The organism is Flagellatimonas centrodinii, assembly GCF_016918765.2.
Lineage (GTDB): Bacteria > Pseudomonadota > Gammaproteobacteria > Nevskiales > Nevskiaceae > Polycyclovorans > Polycyclovorans centrodinii.
The window spans coordinates 2,475,894-2,493,330 of the sequence record NZ_CP092104.1 but is presented as its reverse complement, the minus strand read 5'-3'; the positions used below and the strand labels follow the sequence as shown (position 1 = coordinate 2,493,330).

Here is a 17,437-nt window from a genome sequence, read left to right as displayed (position 1 = left end):
CTCTGATGGTTATTCGATCCCGAGTTCACTACGGAAGCGCGCTGCCACCGGCGCTGGCAACGGAATGTACCCGTCCTTGGCGACCACCATCTGGCCGTCGCGCGACAGCACCATGCGGAAGAATTCACGCTCCATCGGCGCCAGCGGCTGATTGGGCGCCCGATTGACGTAGACATAGAGCAGGCGCGACAGCGGGTAGCTGCCATCAATCGCGTGCACCGGGTCCGCCGGCACAAATTCGCCGCCTTCGGTCTGGGACAGCGGCACGGCGCGCACACCCGAGGTCACGTAACCGATGCCGGAGTAGCCGATGGCATTCAGGCCGGTGGACACCGACTGCACCACCGATGCGGAACCCGGCTGCTCGTTGACATTGGCCTTGAAGTCACCCTTGCACAGCGCGGTTTCCTTGAAGTAGCCGTAGGTACCGGAGACCGAATTGCGCCCATAGAGCTGAATCGGACGATTTGCCCAGTCACCTTCCAGGCCGAGGTCGCCCCAGCGCGTCAGGTCCTGGGACCCGCCGCAGGTGCGGGTGGCGGAGAAGATCGCATCCACTTGCGGGATCGACAGCCCGGCGATCGGGTTGTCCTTGTTGACGAACACCGCGAGCGCATCAATGGCGACACCGACGGCGGTCGGCTTGTAGCCGTACTTCTGCTCGAAAGCCTGGATTTCCTGTTCCTTCATCTGCCGTGACATCGGGCCGACGTTGGCCGTGCCTTCGGTCAGCGCCGGGGGCGCAGTCGAGGATCCGGCCCCCTGGATCTGGATGTTGACGTTGGGGTAGAAGCGCTTGAACTCTTCTGCCCACAAGGTCATCTGGTTGTTGAGGGTGTCGGAGCCGACACTCGACAGCGAGCCGGAGATACCGGACACCGGCTCGTAAGCGGGCAGCTCCGGGTCGACCCGGGCATCCTGCTCGCTGCTGGCAGGAGGGGCGCTCGGCACTGCGGTGGCGACGGGCTCGGCGGTCGGTGTCGGCGCGACGGCCGGGGCGGGAGCCGCGGGTTCGCCGCCGCCACAAGCGCTCAGAAGAATGGCGGGTGCCAGCGTGACCGCCAGCAGAAAAGCGCGAGAAATCATGGAGCTGTCCTCGAATGAATGGGCAGTGGCCACCATCTTGGGGGCCGCTGTTGGACACCATATGACAGTCAGATGACATTTATATGACAGCCCCTGAATCAGGCCCAGACCACCACCTGTCGCGCCGACGCCCACGCTTCGAACCGCGGCCCGTAGCTGGCTTCAAGCTCTGCCCGCTTGATCTTCAGAGTGGGCGTGATCAAGCCGTTCTCGACAGTCCACTGGTCGCGCACCACCACCAGAAAGTCGAGTTGCTCGTGCGGATCAAGCGCGCTGTTGATCGATTCCATATGGTCGGTCAACGACTGCGACAGCTGCTCCCGCAAATGGACATCCGTGGCCACGGCCTGCGTCACCTCGGCCGGCAGCATGATCAGGGCGAAGGGCTGCGGCAAGCCGGCGCCGGTGACACAGCAGGCCTCGACCCGCGGATGGGCGGCGAGGCGATTTTCGATCGGTGCCGGTGATACATATTTGCCCTTGGACGTCTTGAACTGCTCCTTGGCACGGCCGGTGATCCGCAAACGCCCGGCCTCATCGAAGGCGCCGAGGTCACCGGTCTTCAACCAGCCATCATCGGTGAAGGTCTCGCGGGTCTTTTCGGGGGCCTTGTAGTAGCCCAGCATGGTGGTCGGCCCCTTGACCAACACCTCATTGTTGTCGCCGAGCCGACATTCAACCCCCGGCCACGGCAGCCCGACATATCCGACCCGACCGGTCCCGGGGAACGAGCCATGCGACAGACCGAAGTTCTCGGTCATGCCATAGACCTCGACGATCTCCAGGCCGAGATCGCGATACCAGGCCATCAGCGAGGTCGGCATCGGAGATGCGCCGCCGCCAGCGAAGCGCACGGCATCGAGGCCGAGTCCGCGGAGAATCTTGCGCCGGACCACGCGACCGATCAGCGGCAGGCCCAGCAATTGCTTCAGCCGCGCAGGCGGGATCTTGGCCTCGACCCCCTGCTGAAATTTTGTCCAAAGTCGCGGCACCGAAAAGAACATGGTTGGCCGGGCCCGCTGCAGGTCGGCGACGAACGTGTCCAGCGATTCGGCAAAATACACACGGAAGCCGATCGCCAGCGAATTGGCTTCGACGAACACCCGCTCGGCCACGTGCGCCAACGGCAAGTAGGACAGCACACGGTCCTCCGGCGTCGCCCCGAAGCCTTCACGGACGATCTCGGGGGCCACTGCGAATGTGCGGAACGGGTGCATCACGCCCTTCGGCATGCCGGTCGTTCCGGAGGTGTAGATGACCGTCGCCAAAGTATCCTCCGCCGGTGCAGCCACCGGTTCCAGCGCTGCAGTCTGCGCGACGATGGTGTCCCAGCCGGGAAAATCACCAGGCGGAGACAACGGGTAGCCGATACGGACCACCGCCTCCGGAACACCCGACTGCATTTGCGGCCAGTCGTCGAGCTTGCCGACAAAGCAGGCCTTCACCTCCGCATGGTCGAGAATCTGTCGCACCGACTCCGCCGTCAGTGTCGGATACACCGGCACACTCACGTAACCGGCCATCCAGATGGCGAAATCGCTCATCAGCCAATGGGCGCAGTTCTTCGACAGAATTGCGATGCAGCTGCCCGGAGGCCAGCCGAACGACTTCAGATAGGCCGCCATGCGCCGCGATTCATCCCAGACCTGCGCAAAGGTGTAGTCGCGGCTGTCGCCATCGCCCATCGGCTGGACATAGGCCACGGCATCCGGGCGACTGGCGGCCCACTCGGCCAAACGCGCCAGCGGCAGCATGTCAGGGGTGACCTGCATCATCGCTCTCCTTCGTAATTATGGTTACCAATCAACATGGTGTTCGATGATCGTTGTCAGCGAGTAATTCCGCAGATACCGTGTCGACCTCTCGATTGTGTACCACGTTCACCGGTAATTTCCATGACCGATTCACGTCCTCATCCCTTCCTGACCGCTGACCACGAGGCCCTGCGGGTGCAGGCGCGCCGATTTGTCGACCACGCCTGCCGGCCGCACATTGACCGGTGGGAGCGCGAGGGTCAACTGCCGAGGGAACTGCATCGGGCAGCTGCCGATGCCGGCCTGTTGCAGATTGGCTTTCCCGAAGACTGCGGGGGCATTCCGGTCCCCGACCTGTTCTTCATGATCGTCCTCACCGAGGAGCTCGCCCGCGCCGGCAGTGGCGGGCTGATTGCCTCGCTGATGAGCCACGGCATCGCCACCCCACCGGTATGTGCGGTGGGAACGGCCGACCAGAAAGCGCGTTTCGCGCGACCTGTGCTGGCGGGCGAGAAGATCGCCGCGCTCGCCATCACCGAGCCCTCGGGCGGCTCCGATGTCGCCAATCTGCGGACCCGGGCGGTTCGCGATGGCGACCACTATGTGGTCAACGGCAGCAAGACCTTCATCACCTCCGGCATGCGTGCCGACTTCATCACCACCGCCGTCCGTACCGGCGAGGCCGGCATGGGTGGCGTCTCGTTGCTGGTCATCGAAGGCGATACCCCGGGACTGACGCGCACGCCGCTGGAAAAGATGGGCTGGCATGCATCCGACACTGCCACGCTCTATTTCGACAATTGCCGGGTACCGGTCGGCAACCGGCTGGGCCCTGAAAACGCCGGGTTCATGGCGATCATGATGAATTTCAATCAGGAGCGGCTGATGCTGGCGGCGCAGGCGCTGGCCTTCGCCCAGGTCTGCTTTGACGACAGCCTGGCCTACGCGCGGGAGCGCCAGACCTTCGGCAAGCCGTTGATCCGCAACCAGGTCATCCGTCACAAGCTGGCCGACATGAAGATGCGGATTGATGCGGTGCGCGCCCACCTGGAGATCCTCGCCTGGCGCGTCTCCAACAAACAGTTGCCGGTCGCCGAGGTCTGCCTGCTGAAAAACCACGCCTGCACCATGCTGGAATGGGTTGCCAACGAGGCCCTGCAGATCTTCGGCGGCGCCGGGTATCTGCGCGGCGCGGCGGTTGAACGGATCTATCGTGAAACCAAGGTGCTGACCATCGGCGGTGGCTCACAAGAAATCATGAAAGATCTGACAGCGCGACAGTCAGGATGGTGACAAATATCCCTTCGCCCCCCTCGCGGAAGCCCCCGGCACCGGCGTAAGATGATGCTTCGGCGCGCGCCCGCGCGCCACCGGTCAACCTTGGGAAGTGACATCGATGAATAAGGGTTTCAGGGGATTCGCTGTGGGCGCCGCGTTGGTGGCGACCGTCGGTCTGTCCGGCGCGGCCAGCGCCTTTCAGCCCGGCTGGTATTTTTCCGCCAGTGGCGCCTCATCAGAAATTGACGATGCCGATGGGCGACTGCTGACCGGCCTGCAGAGCTCGTCCAACACCACCGTCACCGAACCCTGCCTGCTCAGCGACGTCCTCGGAACGACCCCGCTGCTGGGGGGGCTGGTTGGCGGCCTTGATGCCCTGCTCGGCACCACCGGTGTCAGCAACGGATGCCTGCTCACCCTGCTCGGTCCCGGCACCACCACCGGTGGCACGACTGACAACAGCACCCTCAACAACGTCCCGTTGAGCGTCACCTTCGATGGCGGCTACGCCATCAGCGGCGGCGTCGGCTACCAGTTCGAAGGCGGCTTCCGCCCCGAGCTGACACTGTCCTACAGTGAAAACGACATCACCGGCTCACGTGCCTTCCCCAGCACCGGCGCTACTGCCGTGGCCTCGGAAGGCCGCTTCCGCGCCACCCGCCTGGGTGCCAACATGTGGTTCGATATCGACCTTGGCGGCAGCGTCATGCCCTACCTCGGGGTTGGCGTCGGCTACCAGGATGCCGATGTCGAATTCGACGGTCTCGACGACAGCGATAGCGGCGTCTTTTATCAGGCCGGCGCCGGCGTCTCCGCTTGGCTGTCGCGGCGCACTGCGCTGTTCCTCGACTATCGCTATCTGGTATCGGACGATGTCGCCCACACGATTTCGTCGACCGCCACCAGTGGCGGTACCACCCTCACCAGCACCGCCACCCAGGATTTCGAACATCGCGCGCAGCAGGTCACGGCCGGCCTGCGTTACACCTTCAAGGATGCCGCATTGGTCGACAGTGATGGCGATGGCGTCGGCGACCGTTATGACCGTTGCCCCAACACGCCCAGTGGCGTCCAGGTGGACGCCAATGGTTGCCCATTGGACAGTGATGGCGATGGCGTCCCGGACACCCTCGACCAGTGCCCCGGCACCCCGGCTGGCACGGTGGTCGACGCCAAGGGCTGCCCGACCGACAGCGATAGCGATGGCGTCCCCGACCATCTCGACCAGTGCCCCGGCACCCCCGCCGGCGTTGAAGTGGATGCCCGTGGATGTCCGCTCGATAGCGACGGTGACGGTGTCCCCGACGCCCGCGACCAGTGCCCCGGCACCCCCGCCGGCATCGAAGTGGATGCCAATGGTTGCCCCGCCAAGGACTCCGATGGTGACGGCATCCCCGATTTCCGCGACCTGTGCCCGGACAGCCCGGCCGGTATCGCCGTGGGTGAAGACGGCTGCCCGCTCGACAGCGATGGCGACGGCATTCCCGACTACCTCGACGACTGCCCGAATTCGCCCGCCGGCGCCCAGGTGCTGCCCAATGGCTGTGCCCTCAAGGGCGATTGCCGCCGTCCGCGTCCGGGCGAGCAGGTCGACGCACGCGGCTGTGCGGTCGACAGCAGCTTCATCCTCAAAGGGGTGAAGTTCGAGTTCGACTCCGCCCGCCTGACCGAAGAGGCGAAGCGCATTCTCGACCGCGTTTCCGAAACCCTGTCGGCCTACCCTGACATTGACGTCGAGCTTGAAGGGCATACCGACAATGTCGGTACCGCCGCCTACAATCTCGGCCTGTCGGAGCGTCGCTCGATCGCCGTCAAGGAATACCTGACCGGACGCGGCGTTGCCGCCGCTCGCATGGTGCCGGTGGGTTATGGCCTCAGCCAGCCGATCGCCGACAATGCCACCGAAGAGGGGCGTGAAGAGAACCGGCGCGTGGAGCTGACCGTCCGCGAGGACTGAAGGCCCCCGGGCTTGACACGAAAAAGCCGCCAGCCCGAGAAGGCTGGCGGCTTTTTTTGTGGCTTGCGGCGAACCGCGCCGCCCGTTCGCCTCAACGCAGAACGGTCTTTACCTGGCGTCGGGCGTGACCACCAGCAGCAACTGCTTGTTGCGAACCTGGGTGCCGGGCGCAACGCTGATGCTCTCGACCACGCCGGTCACCGGCAGCTGCAACTGAAACTCCATCTTCATCGCTTCCAGCACCGCCAGGGTTTGCCCTTTTTCCACGCGGTCGCCGGCGGCGACGTGTACGGCCACCACCTTGCCGTCTGAGTGCGCCAGCAGGCGACCATCGGATCCTGCGGCAGGGCCCTCGGCGGGGGCCAGCGTCCGGTCGACCCACCGCCAGGTTCGGCCGGCATGCTCGAGCCAGATGCCGTCCCCGTCGCGGGTCAGCTTGACGGTGTGGGTGACGCCATCACGCAGGTACTGGAAGCCTTCCTCGGTACGGCGCGTCAGCCGTATCGGCATGACGACATCGTCATAGGTGATCTCGAAGTGACCGTCGACACCAACCGCCAGATCCACCGCAAAGTCCTGCTCACGCCAGCGCAGCACGAACTCCAGTGGCGTGGCATGCGAGCTGTGCCAGCCCATCATTTCGGTCGGCAGCCCGTGTTCGGCCGCCAGTGCCTCGGTGTCGCCCAGGTAGAGGCCGAGCGCCGCCAGACCGGCATCCAGGCCGTCTGGCGCGACCACCAGCTGGCGCCCGGCAAAGTGCTCGGCGATGAAGCCGGTGGTGCACCCCCCGGCAGCGAACAGCGGGTGACCGATCAGTTCTGCCAGGTAGTCCTTGTTGCTGATCACGCCCATCAGCGTGGTGTCGGACAAGGCCGCCAACAAGCGTGTGCGCGCGGTTTCCCGGTCTTCGCCCCAGGCGATCAGCTTGGCCTGCATGGAATCGTAGTAGGGGCTGATGGTCATCCCCGACGTCAGATAGGTGTCGACCCGCACACCCTCCCCCATCGGGGCGCGCCAGTGCAGTACGCGACCGGTCTGGGGCAGATCGTCGGCCAGCGGATCCTCGGCACACAACCGCACTTCGATGGCATGCCCCAAGGCGCTGTCGTCGATCTCGGCCTGTGACATCGGCAGCGTTTCGCCCTGCGCAACCCGAAGTTGCCACGCCACCAGATCAACCCCGTACACGCATTCGGTCACCGGGTGCTCAACCTGCAAGCGGGTATTCATTTCCAGGAAGTAGAACGCCCCATCGGCCGCGAGCATGAACTCGACCGTGCCGGCACCGACGTAGTTGACGGCCTTGGCGGCCGCCACTGCGGCAGCGCCCATTCGCGCCCGAAGGGACGGATCGACCGCCGGGCTGGGCGCCTCCTCCACCACCTTCTGGTTGCGGCGCTGAACCGAGCAGTCGCGCTCGCCCAGATGGACCACGTTACCGTGACGGTCGCCGAACACCTGGATCTCGACATGGCGGGCGTTCATCACCGCTTTTTCGATCAGCAGTTGCCCCGAACCGAAGGCGTTTTCGGCTTCGCTGCGAGCCGAGCGGATGGCGGGCAACAGCTGATCGGCATCATGCACCAATCGCATGCCGCGCCCGCCACCGCCGGCTGCCGCCTTGACCATAACCGGCAAACCGACCGCATGGGCCTCCGCCGCCAGGGTGTCGTCGGACTGATCGTCGCCCTGATAGCCTGGCACACAGGGCACCTCGGCAGCGATCATGCGTCGCTTGGATTCGCTCTTGTTCCCCATCGCCTCGATCGCATCGGGATCGGGCCCGATGAACACCAGACCCGCGGCCTGCACGGCTCGGGCGAATTCGGCGCGCTCCGACAAAAAACCGTAGCCCGGGTGAATGGCCTCGGCACCGCTGCGCTGCGCGGCCTCGAGAATCCGCTCGATCACCAGGTAGGATTCTTTTGCCGGTGAAGGTCCGATATGCACCGCCTGATCGGCTTCGCGAACGTGCAAGGCATCGCGGTCGGCGTCGGCATAGACCGCCACGGTGCGATAGCCGGCCTTGCGGGCGCCCCGCAATAGGCGGACGGCAATTTCACCGCGATTGGCAACCAGCACCTTGGAGAAGCGTTGGGTTTTATTCATGGGTCACAGTCGACATCGGTAATCGGGCGGGGCGTTCAGTCGGCACGCTCGGGCGGCACGGCCCAGGCCGGTGGCCGCTTCTGCATGAAGGCGGCTATCCCTTCGGGGGCTTCGGTGCCGCGCACGCAGGCCGCGAATTTGGCGGCTGCGTCATCGAGCACCCTGTCCATGTCCTGCTGACCAACCTGGAGCACGATGGCCTTGGTCAGCGCATTGGCCCGCGGTGCACATCGGCGAATCGCATCCAGCGTCGATTGCAGCACCCGGGTCAGTGCTGCATCGTCGGCGAACAGCTCGTGGACCACGCCCAGGCGTAATGCGTCCGTGCCCCCGAACTGCGCACCGGTGAGCGCCAGACGACGGGCCTGGGTCAGGCCGATGCGGGTGACCACGAACGGCGCGATCTGGGCCGGTGGCAGCCCGCGGGTGGTTTCGGGCATGCCGAACCGAGCATCAACGTGCGCCAACGCGATATCCGACACGCAGGCCAGGCCAAAGCCGCCGCCGAGCACCGCTCCTTCGCAGACCGTGACCAGTACCTGTGGCACGGCCTCGGCGGCGCGGAGCAGCGTTCCGAAGGCGCGGTTGACGGCGATGACGGGATCCGCTTCGCCCACTGACGGCGGCTTCAAGCCGCCGGCCATCAAGCCCTTCAGGTCGGCCCCGGCGCAGAAGTGCCCGCCGGCGCCCCGCAGCACGATGGCGCGCAGATCCTCCCGGCCGGCGCATTCGCCAAACACCGCCTCGAGCTGGGCAAGGGTCTCCGGCCGCATCGCGTTGCGGGCTTCGGGACGGTTGAGGGTGATGTGGCGGATGCCGTCGGCATCCTGCACCAGCAGGTCGCTGTAGTCGTTCATCGGAGGTCCCTTACAGGCGGGCTACGCCGAAACTGCTCGGCATCACCGCCCGGGCCTGCGCCTCGCGACAAACCGACAGCGTGAGCCCGAGAACGCGACGGGTATCGCGCGGATCGATCAGGCCGTCGTCGAACAACCGCGCGGTGGCGGCAAACGCATGCGACTCCTTGTCGAATTGGCCAACGATGTTGTTGCGGATGGCACCCAGCATCTGTTCGTCGGCGTCGGACATGACCTTGCCCTGGCTGGCCCATTTCTGCCGGGTGATGATCTCCATCACCCCGGCCGCCTGTTCGCCGCCCATCACCGAGGTCCGGGAATTCGGCCAGGCGAAGATGAAGTGTGGGCCGAAACCGCGGCCGCACATGCCGTAGTTGCCGGCACCGAAGGAGCCGCCCATGACGATGGTGATCTGCGGCACGGTGGCATTGGCCACGGCCTGGATCATCTTGGAACCATGCTTGACGATACCGCCCTGCTCGCTCTCGGTGCCCACCATGTATCCGGTGGTGTTCATCAGGTAGACGATCGGAATCTGCGCCTGGCAGCACAACTGGATGAACTGCCCGGCCTTGGTGGCGCCCTTGGTGGTGATCGGACCGTTGTTGGAGATGATGCCGATCTGGTGCCCCTGCAGCACCGCCCGCCCACAGATGGTCTGCTGGTCGTACTCGCTCTTGAACTCCAGGAACTCGGAGCCGTCGACGATACGCGCGATCGCCTCGCGACAGTCGAAGGGCTTGCGGTAGTCCGGCGGCACCACACCACACAGCTCGTCGATGTCATACAGCGGTGCGCGGACTTCGCGCAGCCCCAGCACCGGCCGCTGCGCGTTCCAGTCGAGGTTGCGGACGATGTCGCGGGCGATGCGGATGCCGTCACCATCGTTCTCGGCCACGAACTCGCAGGTGCCAGCCACCGAGGCGTGCATGTCGGCCCCACCCAGGTCCTCGTCGTCGGCCACCTCGCCGGTGGCGGCTTTCAGCAACGGCGGCCCGGCGAGAAACACTTTCGCCTGCTTGCGGATCATCACCACATAGTCCGACAGGCCCGGCATGTAGGCCCCGCCGGCGGTACTCGAGCCGTGGACCACGGTGATCTGGGGAATCCCAGCTGCCGACAACCGGCACTGGTTGGCGAAGGTCTTGCCGCCAGGAATGAAGACCTCGGCCTGGTACAGCAGATTGGCGCCCCCGGACTCGATCATCGACACCACCGGCAGCTTCTGCTGCAAGGCGATCTCCTGCAGGCGCAGCGTCTTCTGCACACCCCAGGGGGTCATCGTGCCACCCTTGATGGCCGAGTTGGAGGCGACGATCAGACACCGGGTACCGGCCACGTAGCCGATGCCAGCGATCATGTTGCCGCCGGCCAGCGAACCGTCCTTGTCATCATGCTGCTTGTAGCCGCAGAGGGTCGACAGCTCCAGCCAGGGGCTGCCGCGGTCGAGCATCAGGTGCACCCGCTCACGCGGCAACAGCTGTCCCCGCTTGTGAAAGCGCTCGCGCTTCGATTCTTCCTCGTCGCGTCCCTTCTGCTCCACCGCGCGCCAGTCGGCAATGAACTGCAGCATGCCATCACGATTGGCCGCGAACTGCGGGCTCAGGGGATCCACTCTGGATTCGATAACCGGCATTTCCATCCTCTGCCTGTTGTAGGTGTCGACGTCTTTACGTATCAGCATTAAAGCTGATTTTTATCAACAATTGTGGTTACCGCTACTGCGCAATCAGCGTTTGGGACTCTTCCACTGTGCGGCGCCAAGGAAGATCAGCATCACCTGCTTGCCGGTGTTGCGCTGGATCCGGTCGAGTTCGTCGTGATTCTCCGGGTCGGCGTCCAGTAACAGTTCGGTGGCCCCCATCACGCACTGCACCACCAGCCCGGTCACCATCCGCAGGTCTTCGCCATTCAGTCGCTTCAGTTTCGGAAACGCTGCCAGATCCGCCGCCAGCTCACTGACCCAGAGCCGGATCTCCTTGCGAATGGCCAGCCGCACGGTCGATGAGCCGCTGAAGCGTTCCTTGGCGAGGAACTGGAACTGCAACCGGTGCGTGGCGGCATAGCGCAGAAAGGTCTCCATCGAATTGGCGATGAGGTTGGAGGCCGGCAAGGGCGCCGCACGCGCCTCCCGCATCAGGTCATGGAGGGTGCCGAAAGCGTCATCCACCAGCGCCAGGCCGAGGTCGTCCATACCGCTGAAATGCCGGTAGAACGCCGCCGGCACCACCCCGGCTACCTTGGCCACCTCCCGCAGCGACAGCGACGAGAAACTGCGTTCACCCGCCAGCAACTGCAGCGCGCCATCCATCAGGGCGCGCCGAGTGCGCTGCTTGCGCTCGTCGCGGGTTCCGGGGTCGCCGGCAGGCTCTGTTTTCTTTCTGCGCATGGCGCATTTTATCCCGTCCGGCGGCCTGACCGCCGCGTTCCGGCGAGCCGATTTCGCCATTTGAGTGAACAGGTGTTGACTCAAAGGGAAATCACCCCTACAGTGTACACATGTTCACCAACGGAGACCGCCGGACCATGTCCGCCATCGCCCCCCTCGCACAGCGACTGCTGCACCGCCTGACCACGCCGCTGCTGCCGGACGACTATCTGACCCTGTTCAATCCGCAATGGTCGCAACGGACCCTGCAGGCCCGCATCGTCGCCGTCGACCGAGAAACCGATGATGCCACCACCCTGACACTGCGGCCCCCGGCGCGCTGGGGCGGCCATCGCGCCGGCCAGTATCTGCGGGTAGGCGCTGTGGTCGACGGCGTGCGTCATTCCCGCTGCTATTCAATCTCGTCGGCGCCGACGACGGCCGGCGGCGACATCCAGATCACCGTCAAGGCGATTGCCGACGGCCGTGTGTCGCAGGCGTTGGCCCACCAGACCCGGGTGAACGACTACCTCGAGATCAGCGACGCCGAGGGCGCCTTTTGCTGGCCCGAGGCGATCCCGCAACGGGCGCTGTTCATCAGTGCCGGCAGCGGCATCACGCCGTTGATGAGCATGGCGCGCGATGCCGCCGCCCAGGGTCGCCTGCCTGCGCTGACCTGGCTGCACTATGCACCGCGTCAGAACGACGTCATTCTGGGCACGGCGCTGCAGGCACTTGCGGACGCCCACCCACAGATTGACCTGCAGCTGATCTGCACCCGCGAGGGCGGCCAACATCTCACCCCGGCAGACCTGGCATCCCGGTGCCCGGACTGGACGACGCGCCCGGCCTGGAGTTGCGGACCGACGGCACTGCTGGAAACGGTGGAGGCCCTGTGGGCCGAAACCCCCGACGCCGCGCCGCTGACGGTTGAGCGGTTCCGCCCCCGTGCGGTGCCGCTGTCCGACGTGACCGGCGGTCGCCTCACGTTCCTCAGCAGTGGCGGTGGCGTCGACAGCGATGGCCGCACCTCGATGCTGGAAACCGCCGAAGCCGCCGGCCTGATGCCGAAACACGGCTGCCGCATGGGCATCTGTCACGGCTGCACCGTCAAGTTGAAGCAGGGCCAGGTCCGCGATCTGCGAACCGGCCAGTGCTTCGGCGACGAAGATGACCTGATTCAGATCTGTGTCTGCGCCCCTGCGGGCGACGTCGCGATCGAACTCTGAACCCACCCCAACGAACCAACGGGAGACTCCCATGGCCTTCGATACCCGCCCCCAACATCGTCCCGACAGCGCCTGGCCGATCGGCCTGCCGCGCATGACCGCCGAACAGGTCGACGCCTTCGGCCGCGAGATGGATGCCCTGCGTGAAGAGGTGATCGGCAACCGTGGTGCTGCTGACGCCGCCTACATCCGCCGGGTCATCCGCCTGCAGCGCGGCATTGAGATCACCAGTCGCGGCATCATCTACGGTGGGATCCTGTTCCCGCCTGCACTGGTGGTCGGCGCGGTCGGCCTGGGGCTGGCCAAGATTCTCGAGAACATGGAGATCGGCCATAACGTGATGCACGGCCAGTGGGACTGGATGCGCGATCCCGCCATTCACTCCAGCACCTGGGAGTGGGACACGGTTTGCCCCGCCGATCAGTGGAAGAACACCCACAACGTCGAACATCACACCTGGACCAACGTGCTGGGCAAGGATCGTGACGTCGGTTACGGCATCCTGCGCATGAGCGAGGCCGAAAAGTGGCATCCGGCGCACCTGCTCAATCCGATCAACAACGCCCTGCTTGCGGTGTTCTTCCAATGGGGCGTGGGGCTGCACGACTCCGAAATGGACCAGCTGGCCCGCACCGGACGGATCAAGCCGGAATCCCGCGCCAAGCTGCGCGGGCTGTGGAAGAAGGCGCGCAAGCAGGTCCTCAAGGACTACGTGCTGTTTCCAGCGCTGGCCGGCCCGTTCTTTCTGCCGGTGCTGATCGCCAACGTGGTCGCCAACCTGATCCGCAACCTGTGGACCTACATGATCATCTTCTGCGGCCACTTCCCGGAGGGTGTCCACCAGTTCACCGAGGAAGAAGTCGCCAACGAGAGCCGCGGCGGCTGGTACCTGCGCCAGCTGTTGGGCTCGGCCAACATCAAAGGGGGCCCGCTACTGCACCTGATGAGCGGCAACCTCAGCTTCCAGATCGAGCACCACCTGTTCCCCGATCTGCCGAGCAACCGCTATGCCGAGCTGTCGCCGAAGGTGCAGGAGATCTGCGAACGCTACGGCCTGCCCTACAACAGCGCACCGCTGCGTCGCCAGTTCGGCACCACCATGAAACGGGTATTCCGACTGGCCCTACCCTCCCGCAACCCTCTGGCCGCGGCGGCCTGAAGGGGCGGGTCAGCTGAAGCTGGCGCGGAGGATGTAGAAAAAGATGATCGACAACACCGCGCCAGCGGGCAAGGTGATCACCCATGAAACGAAGATGGTGCGGATCACCGACAGGTTGAGGGCGGCGATGCCGCGTGCAAGCCCGACGCCAAGGACGGCCCCCACCAGGGTATGAGTGGTGGAAATGGGCAGGCCGATTCCGGAGGCGGCCACCACGGTGGTGGCCGCTGCCAGGGTCGCCGCAAAGCCACGCGACGGCGTGAGATCAGTGATCCGAGAGCCGACCGTGGCGATCACCCGACGGCCAAAGGTGATCAGCCCCAGCACGATTCCCACGGCGCCCAGCAGCAACACCCAGGGTGGAACGGCGGACTGCGCCGCCACCGAACCGCTGGCAACGATGCCGACGATGGCGGCCACCGGGCCGACGGCATTGGCGACATCATTGGAGCCGTGAGCAAAGGCCATGGCGCATGCGGTCACGATCATCAGCACCCCGAACACCCGCTCCACGTTGGCAAACTGGAAGGTGCGGTCGAGTGCCGGATCCAGCCGCAGACGCCGGATCGCCAGCAGGCCGAAGGCGGCCACCACCGCCGCCAGCATCAGTGACCAGCCGATGGCTCCGGCCGCACCCAGGTCCAGTCCTATGTGCTTGAGACCCTTGGTCAACGTCACCAGCGCGGTCACCAGGGCCGTCACGAAAATGTATCCCGGCACATAGCGTATGGCCGCCTTCAGGGGTTCGGCGGTGTTGAGAATCAACCCCTGGACGCTCATGAACAGCAGGTAGGCCAGCGTACCGGACAGCAGCGGCGAGATCACCCAACTCAGCGCGATGTTACTGATCTTGCCCCAGTGCACCGCTTCCATACCGATACCGATGGCGGCAAACCCGACAATGGCGCCGACAATCGAATGGGTGGTGGACACCGGCCAGCCGAAGAAGGAAGCGACGGTCAGCCAGGTGCCAGCCGCCAGCAATGAGGCCAACATGCCGTAGATCAGCAAGTCGGGACGGTCCGCCAGCAATCGGGTATCGATCATGCCGTTGCGGATGGTGGCGGTGACCTCGCCTCCGGCGAGATAGGCCCCGGCAAACTCGAAAATGGCGGCGATGATGATCGCCTGGCGGATGGTGACGGCCTTGGAGCCGACCGACGTCGACATGGCATTGGCGACATCGTTGGCGCCCACGCCCCAGGCCATGAAGAGGCCGAAGACACAGGCCAGCGCAATGTAGACCGTGGCGAGATCCATGGTCAGACCTAGCGCGCTGACACGAGAACTTGCAGCCGCGCACCGACCCGCTGGGCGCGGTCGGCGAGGTCTCCGAACCAGTCGATGATCTGGTAGAAGAAGATCACATCGACCGGCGGCAGCTCGCGTTCGAGCGCCAGCAACTGTTCCCGCAAGCGGATCTGCAAGCGGTCGGTCTCGTGCTCGATCCGGTCGAGTTCCCCCAGCAGGGTGGAGACCACGGCGGTCTCCCGCCCCCGAAAACCGGTATCGAGTAAGGCGTCCAGTTCGCCGATGGCCCGGTGCGCCTGATGACAGGCATCGACGGTGCGCTGGACGAAGGCGCGGAATGCGCCCTCAAGAGGCTGCGGCACTCCCATCCGACGCCCGAGCATCAGCCCGGCGATATCCTTGGCCTTGTTGGCTACCTTGTCCTGCATCTGGAGCATGTCGAGCAGATCGCGGCGGTCGACCGCCATGAACAGGTGCGAGGGCAGCTGACGCCGCAGGTCCTTCTTCAGCGTGTCCGCCTCACCTTCCCCCTCGGCAATCTGGTCGCGCAGCGCTGCGGCAGCGGTCCAATCGCCGGCAATGGCCGCCTCAACGAAGGCAGGGAGATGGTCGACACAGGCCGCGACGCGGGCCATGTGATGCTTGAGCGGCTGAATCGGCGAACCGCCGAGCATTTCCGCGATCGTACTTTTGAGTGGCATGCGCGGATTGTAATAAAACCTTCACACAACCGCCTGCCGTCGGGCTCAAAGCGCGAAACGCATCCCGCGACGGAGGTGCTGATAACACCAACCCGCTAGCGCGGTGGCGCACTGCGCCTCAATACGCGCTTCCTCTCCGGGCTTGTGATGCGTCAGCAATAGTTCCGGCCGATGCCGGAGCCCGGAAAGGGCATTTCCCAAGCGTGCCGGGGTGAAATGCCGTGACACCACACCGAGCGCCGCTTCCTCATCGGCGAAGGCGATCTCGATGATCAGACGATCAAGCCGTGGCAAGGCATTCAGCGCTGCCCACAGCTCCGGGCAGTCGGTGGTGTCGCCGGAAAAGGCGATCACCCCCGCCGGGCCCTCGATGGCATAGCCGACGGCGGGCACGGTGTGCAGCACCGAGAAACTGTGCAGTCGCAGGCCGCCGTCAAGCTCGATCACGGTTCCCGGCGCCATCGGCTGCCAACGGATCAGTGGCTGTTCGGCATTCGGCAGTGCAGCGAAGTCGGGCCACAGCTGCCAGTTGAACAGATGGGTGCGCAGGGTTTCGATCACTTCCGGGCGGGCTGAAACCGTCAGCGGAGCTTCGATCTCATCGAGCAGATTGTCGGCCAGAAACGCGAGGCCACAGACATGATCCAGGTGGGCATGCGTGAGGAACACCTGCCGCAGACAACGCTGCTCCGCCAGGCTCAGCTCGCCGACCCCGGTCCCCGCATCGATCAGTATGGCGTCGCCCAGCAGCAGACTTGTGGTCCGAAGCCCCGGACCAATGCCGCCACTGCACCCCAGGACCGTCATCTGCATGAATTACCACCTCCTCGCGCATGCTACCCCGGTGGTACGCTTGGCGTCATGATCATCTCCCTCGCCCTGCTCGCGGCCCTGTGCTACGGCACGGCAACGCTGTGGGTATGGCGCACCCCAGGGGCGCCAGACGAACGCTGGGCGGTCGTGGTGGCGCTGATGCTGCACACTGCCGCGCTCGGTCTGCTGCTGCTGCGGCCTGACGGACTGGCGATCGGCTGGACCGAGGCACTGGCGTTGTTCGCCTGGCAATCATCGGTCCTGTTATTCGTCTTCAGCCTCAGGCAGTCACCCTTGCGCCAGCTCGGACTGGGGGTCTACCCGGTGGCCGGTGCGTTCGTGCTCATTGCGGCGCTCTGGCCGTCCACAGCAACTGCCGTGGAGGGCGACTGGACCGTCCGCGTCCACATCCTGTTGTCCCTGCTGTCGGCCGGGCTGCTGACGTTGGCGGCGATGCAGGCGACCCTGCTGGCGGCGCAGGAACAGTGGCTGCACCAGCATCAGGCGCCGGCGTTGATGCGCAAGTTGCCGCCGGTGCTGACCATGGAGCGGCTGTTGTTTCAGCTGGTGTCGGTGGGTTTCATCCTGCTGTCGGCCGCCCTGCTCAGCGGCCTCTGGTTCCTGGATGACTGGCTGGCACAGCATCTGGCGCACAAAACGGTGCTGTCGATCACCGCATGGGTCATCTTTGGCGGCCTGCTGTGGGGGCGGTGGCAATTCGGCCTGCGCGGCCGCGTCGCGACGCGCTGGACGCTTGCGGGCTATGCCGTGTTGATCCTGGCCTACTTCGGCAGCAAGCTGGTGCTGGAGCTGATGTTGGGTGCACATTGGACCGTCGACTGAGCCCGTCAACACCTCGATGATTGACGACAGTC

Annotated in this window: 14 protein-coding genes; 5 read left to right on the top strand and 9 right to left on the bottom strand. The window is 65.1% G+C overall.

All coding sequences use genetic code 11. The annotated features are described in order from the left end of the window. Window positions 1–9 precede the first annotated feature (9 nt). Complete coding sequence (locus JN531_RS11760; RefSeq protein ID WP_228349053.1) at window positions 10–1,086, bottom strand: PstS family phosphate ABC transporter substrate-binding protein; 1,077 nt, start codon at window positions 1,084–1,086, stop codon at window positions 10–12. Window positions 1,087–1,184: 98 nt separating this feature from the next. Next, complete coding sequence (locus JN531_RS11755) at window positions 1,185–2,861, bottom strand: AMP-binding protein (RefSeq protein ID WP_239795296.1); 1,677 nt, start codon at window positions 2,859–2,861, stop codon at window positions 1,185–1,187. 120 nt (window positions 2,862–2,981) lie between these two features. Here JN531_RS11755 and JN531_RS11750 point away from each other — a divergent pair, with 120 nt between their 5' ends. Together JN531_RS11750 and JN531_RS17340 are read left to right on the top strand one after the other, a co-directional pair. Then, window positions 2,982–4,133 carry an acyl-CoA dehydrogenase family protein gene (locus JN531_RS11750; protein WP_228349051.1) on the top strand — a complete coding sequence of 384 codons (1,152 nt, stop codon included), beginning with the start codon at window positions 2,982–2,984 and terminating at the stop codon, window positions 4,131–4,133. Window positions 4,134–4,236: 103 nt separating this feature from the next. Further along, window positions 4,237–6,075: an OmpA family protein gene (locus JN531_RS17340; RefSeq protein ID WP_275591459.1), complete on the top strand. Its 1,839-nt coding sequence runs from the start codon at window positions 4,237–4,239 to the stop codon at window positions 6,073–6,075. A 108-nt stretch (window positions 6,076–6,183) separates the two neighbouring features. Here JN531_RS17340 and JN531_RS11730 read toward each other — a convergent pair whose 3' ends face one another. The 4 genes from JN531_RS11730 to JN531_RS11715 form a co-directional block, all read right to left on the bottom strand. Continuing rightward, the gene (locus JN531_RS11730) at window positions 6,184–8,184 is read right to left on the bottom strand and encodes an ATP-binding protein (protein ID WP_228349050.1); all 2,001 of its coding nucleotides are present in this window, start codon (window positions 8,182–8,184) and stop codon (window positions 6,184–6,186) included. A 35-nt stretch (window positions 8,185–8,219) separates the two neighbouring features. After that, on the bottom strand, window positions 8,220–9,041 hold the full coding sequence (locus tag JN531_RS11725) for an enoyl-CoA hydratase/isomerase family protein (protein WP_228349049.1): 822 nt from the start codon (window positions 9,039–9,041) through the stop codon (window positions 8,220–8,222). A gap of 10 nt (window positions 9,042–9,051) precedes the next feature. Next, a complete protein-coding gene (locus JN531_RS11720) occupies window positions 9,052–10,677 on the bottom strand; it encodes an acyl-CoA carboxylase subunit beta (protein WP_228349993.1) in 1,626 nt (541 codons plus the stop codon). Between the two features lie 93 nt (window positions 10,678–10,770). After that, a complete protein-coding gene (locus JN531_RS11715; protein ID WP_228349048.1) occupies window positions 10,771–11,430 on the bottom strand; it encodes a TetR family transcriptional regulator in 660 nt (219 codons plus the stop codon). A gap of 137 nt (window positions 11,431–11,567) precedes the next feature. On the opposite strand from JN531_RS11715, the gene JN531_RS11710 reads away from it, so the two are divergent. Together JN531_RS11710 and JN531_RS11705 are read left to right on the top strand one after the other, a co-directional pair. Beyond that, entirely contained in the window at window positions 11,568–12,638 is a 1,071-nt protein-coding gene (locus JN531_RS11710) for a ferredoxin reductase (protein WP_228349047.1), read from the top strand. Between the two features lie 31 nt (window positions 12,639–12,669). Beyond that, window positions 12,670–13,797: a fatty acid desaturase family protein gene (locus JN531_RS11705; protein WP_228349046.1), complete on the top strand. Its 1,128-nt coding sequence runs from the start codon at window positions 12,670–12,672 to the stop codon at window positions 13,795–13,797. A 9-nt stretch (window positions 13,798–13,806) separates the two neighbouring features. Here the strand turns inward: JN531_RS11705 and JN531_RS11700 are convergent, their stop codons facing one another. From JN531_RS11700 to JN531_RS11690, 3 genes are read right to left on the bottom strand one after another with little or no spacing between them, the layout of a single operon-like run. Next, window positions 13,807–15,057 carry an inorganic phosphate transporter gene (locus JN531_RS11700; protein ID WP_228349045.1) on the bottom strand — a complete coding sequence of 417 codons (1,251 nt, stop codon included), beginning with the start codon at window positions 15,055–15,057 and terminating at the stop codon, window positions 13,807–13,809. An 8-nt stretch (window positions 15,058–15,065) separates the two neighbouring features. Beyond that, a complete protein-coding gene (locus JN531_RS11695) occupies window positions 15,066–15,749 on the bottom strand; it encodes a TIGR00153 family protein (RefSeq protein ID WP_228349044.1) in 684 nt (227 codons plus the stop codon). A 45-nt stretch (window positions 15,750–15,794) separates the two neighbouring features. Next, on the bottom strand, window positions 15,795–16,562 hold the full coding sequence (locus JN531_RS11690) for an MBL fold metallo-hydrolase (RefSeq protein WP_228349043.1): 768 nt from the start codon (window positions 16,560–16,562) through the stop codon (window positions 15,795–15,797). A gap of 48 nt (window positions 16,563–16,610) precedes the next feature. On the opposite strand from JN531_RS11690, the gene JN531_RS11685 reads away from it, so the two are divergent. Further along, window positions 16,611–17,405: a cytochrome C assembly family protein gene (locus JN531_RS11685; RefSeq protein WP_228349042.1), complete on the top strand. Its 795-nt coding sequence runs from the start codon at window positions 16,611–16,613 to the stop codon at window positions 17,403–17,405. Window positions 17,406–17,437: the final 32 nt, after the last annotated feature.

Coding starts and splice junctions, on each gene's coding strand:
- JN531_RS11695 (WP_228349044.1), bottom strand. CDS start 15,749: ATGCCACTCAAAAGTACGATCGCGGAAATGCTCGGCGGTTCGCCGATT.
- JN531_RS11725 (WP_228349049.1), bottom strand. CDS start 9,041: ATGAACGACTACAGCGACCTGCTGGTGCAGGATGCCGACGGCATCCGC.
- JN531_RS11715 (WP_228349048.1), bottom strand. CDS start 11,430: ATGCGCAGAAAGAAAACAGAGCCTGCCGGCGACCCCGGAACCCGCGAC.
- JN531_RS11705 (WP_228349046.1), top strand. CDS start 12,670: ATGGCCTTCGATACCCGCCCCCAACATCGTCCCGACAGCGCCTGGCCG.
- JN531_RS11710 (WP_228349047.1), top strand. CDS start 11,568: ATGTCCGCCATCGCCCCCCTCGCACAGCGACTGCTGCACCGCCTGACC.
- JN531_RS11685 (WP_228349042.1), top strand. CDS start 16,611: ATGATCATCTCCCTCGCCCTGCTCGCGGCCCTGTGCTACGGCACGGCA.
- JN531_RS11690 (WP_228349043.1), bottom strand. CDS start 16,562: ATGCAGATGACGGTCCTGGGGTGCAGTGGCGGCATTGGTCCGGGGCTT.
- JN531_RS11750 (WP_228349051.1), top strand. CDS start 2,982: ATGACCGATTCACGTCCTCATCCCTTCCTGACCGCTGACCACGAGGCC.
- JN531_RS11730 (WP_228349050.1), bottom strand. CDS start 8,184: ATGAATAAAACCCAACGCTTCTCCAAGGTGCTGGTTGCCAATCGCGGT.
- JN531_RS11720 (WP_228349993.1), bottom strand. CDS start 10,677: ATGCCGGTTATCGAATCCAGAGTGGATCCCCTGAGCCCGCAGTTCGCG.
- JN531_RS11755 (WP_239795296.1), bottom strand. CDS start 2,861: ATGATGCAGGTCACCCCTGACATGCTGCCGCTGGCGCGTTTGGCCGAG.
- JN531_RS17340 (WP_275591459.1), top strand. CDS start 4,237: ATGAATAAGGGTTTCAGGGGATTCGCTGTGGGCGCCGCGTTGGTGGCG.
- JN531_RS11700 (WP_228349045.1), bottom strand. CDS start 15,057: ATGGATCTCGCCACGGTCTACATTGCGCTGGCCTGTGTCTTCGGCCTC.
- JN531_RS11760 (WP_228349053.1), bottom strand. CDS start 1,086: ATGATTTCTCGCGCTTTTCTGCTGGCGGTCACGCTGGCACCCGCCATT.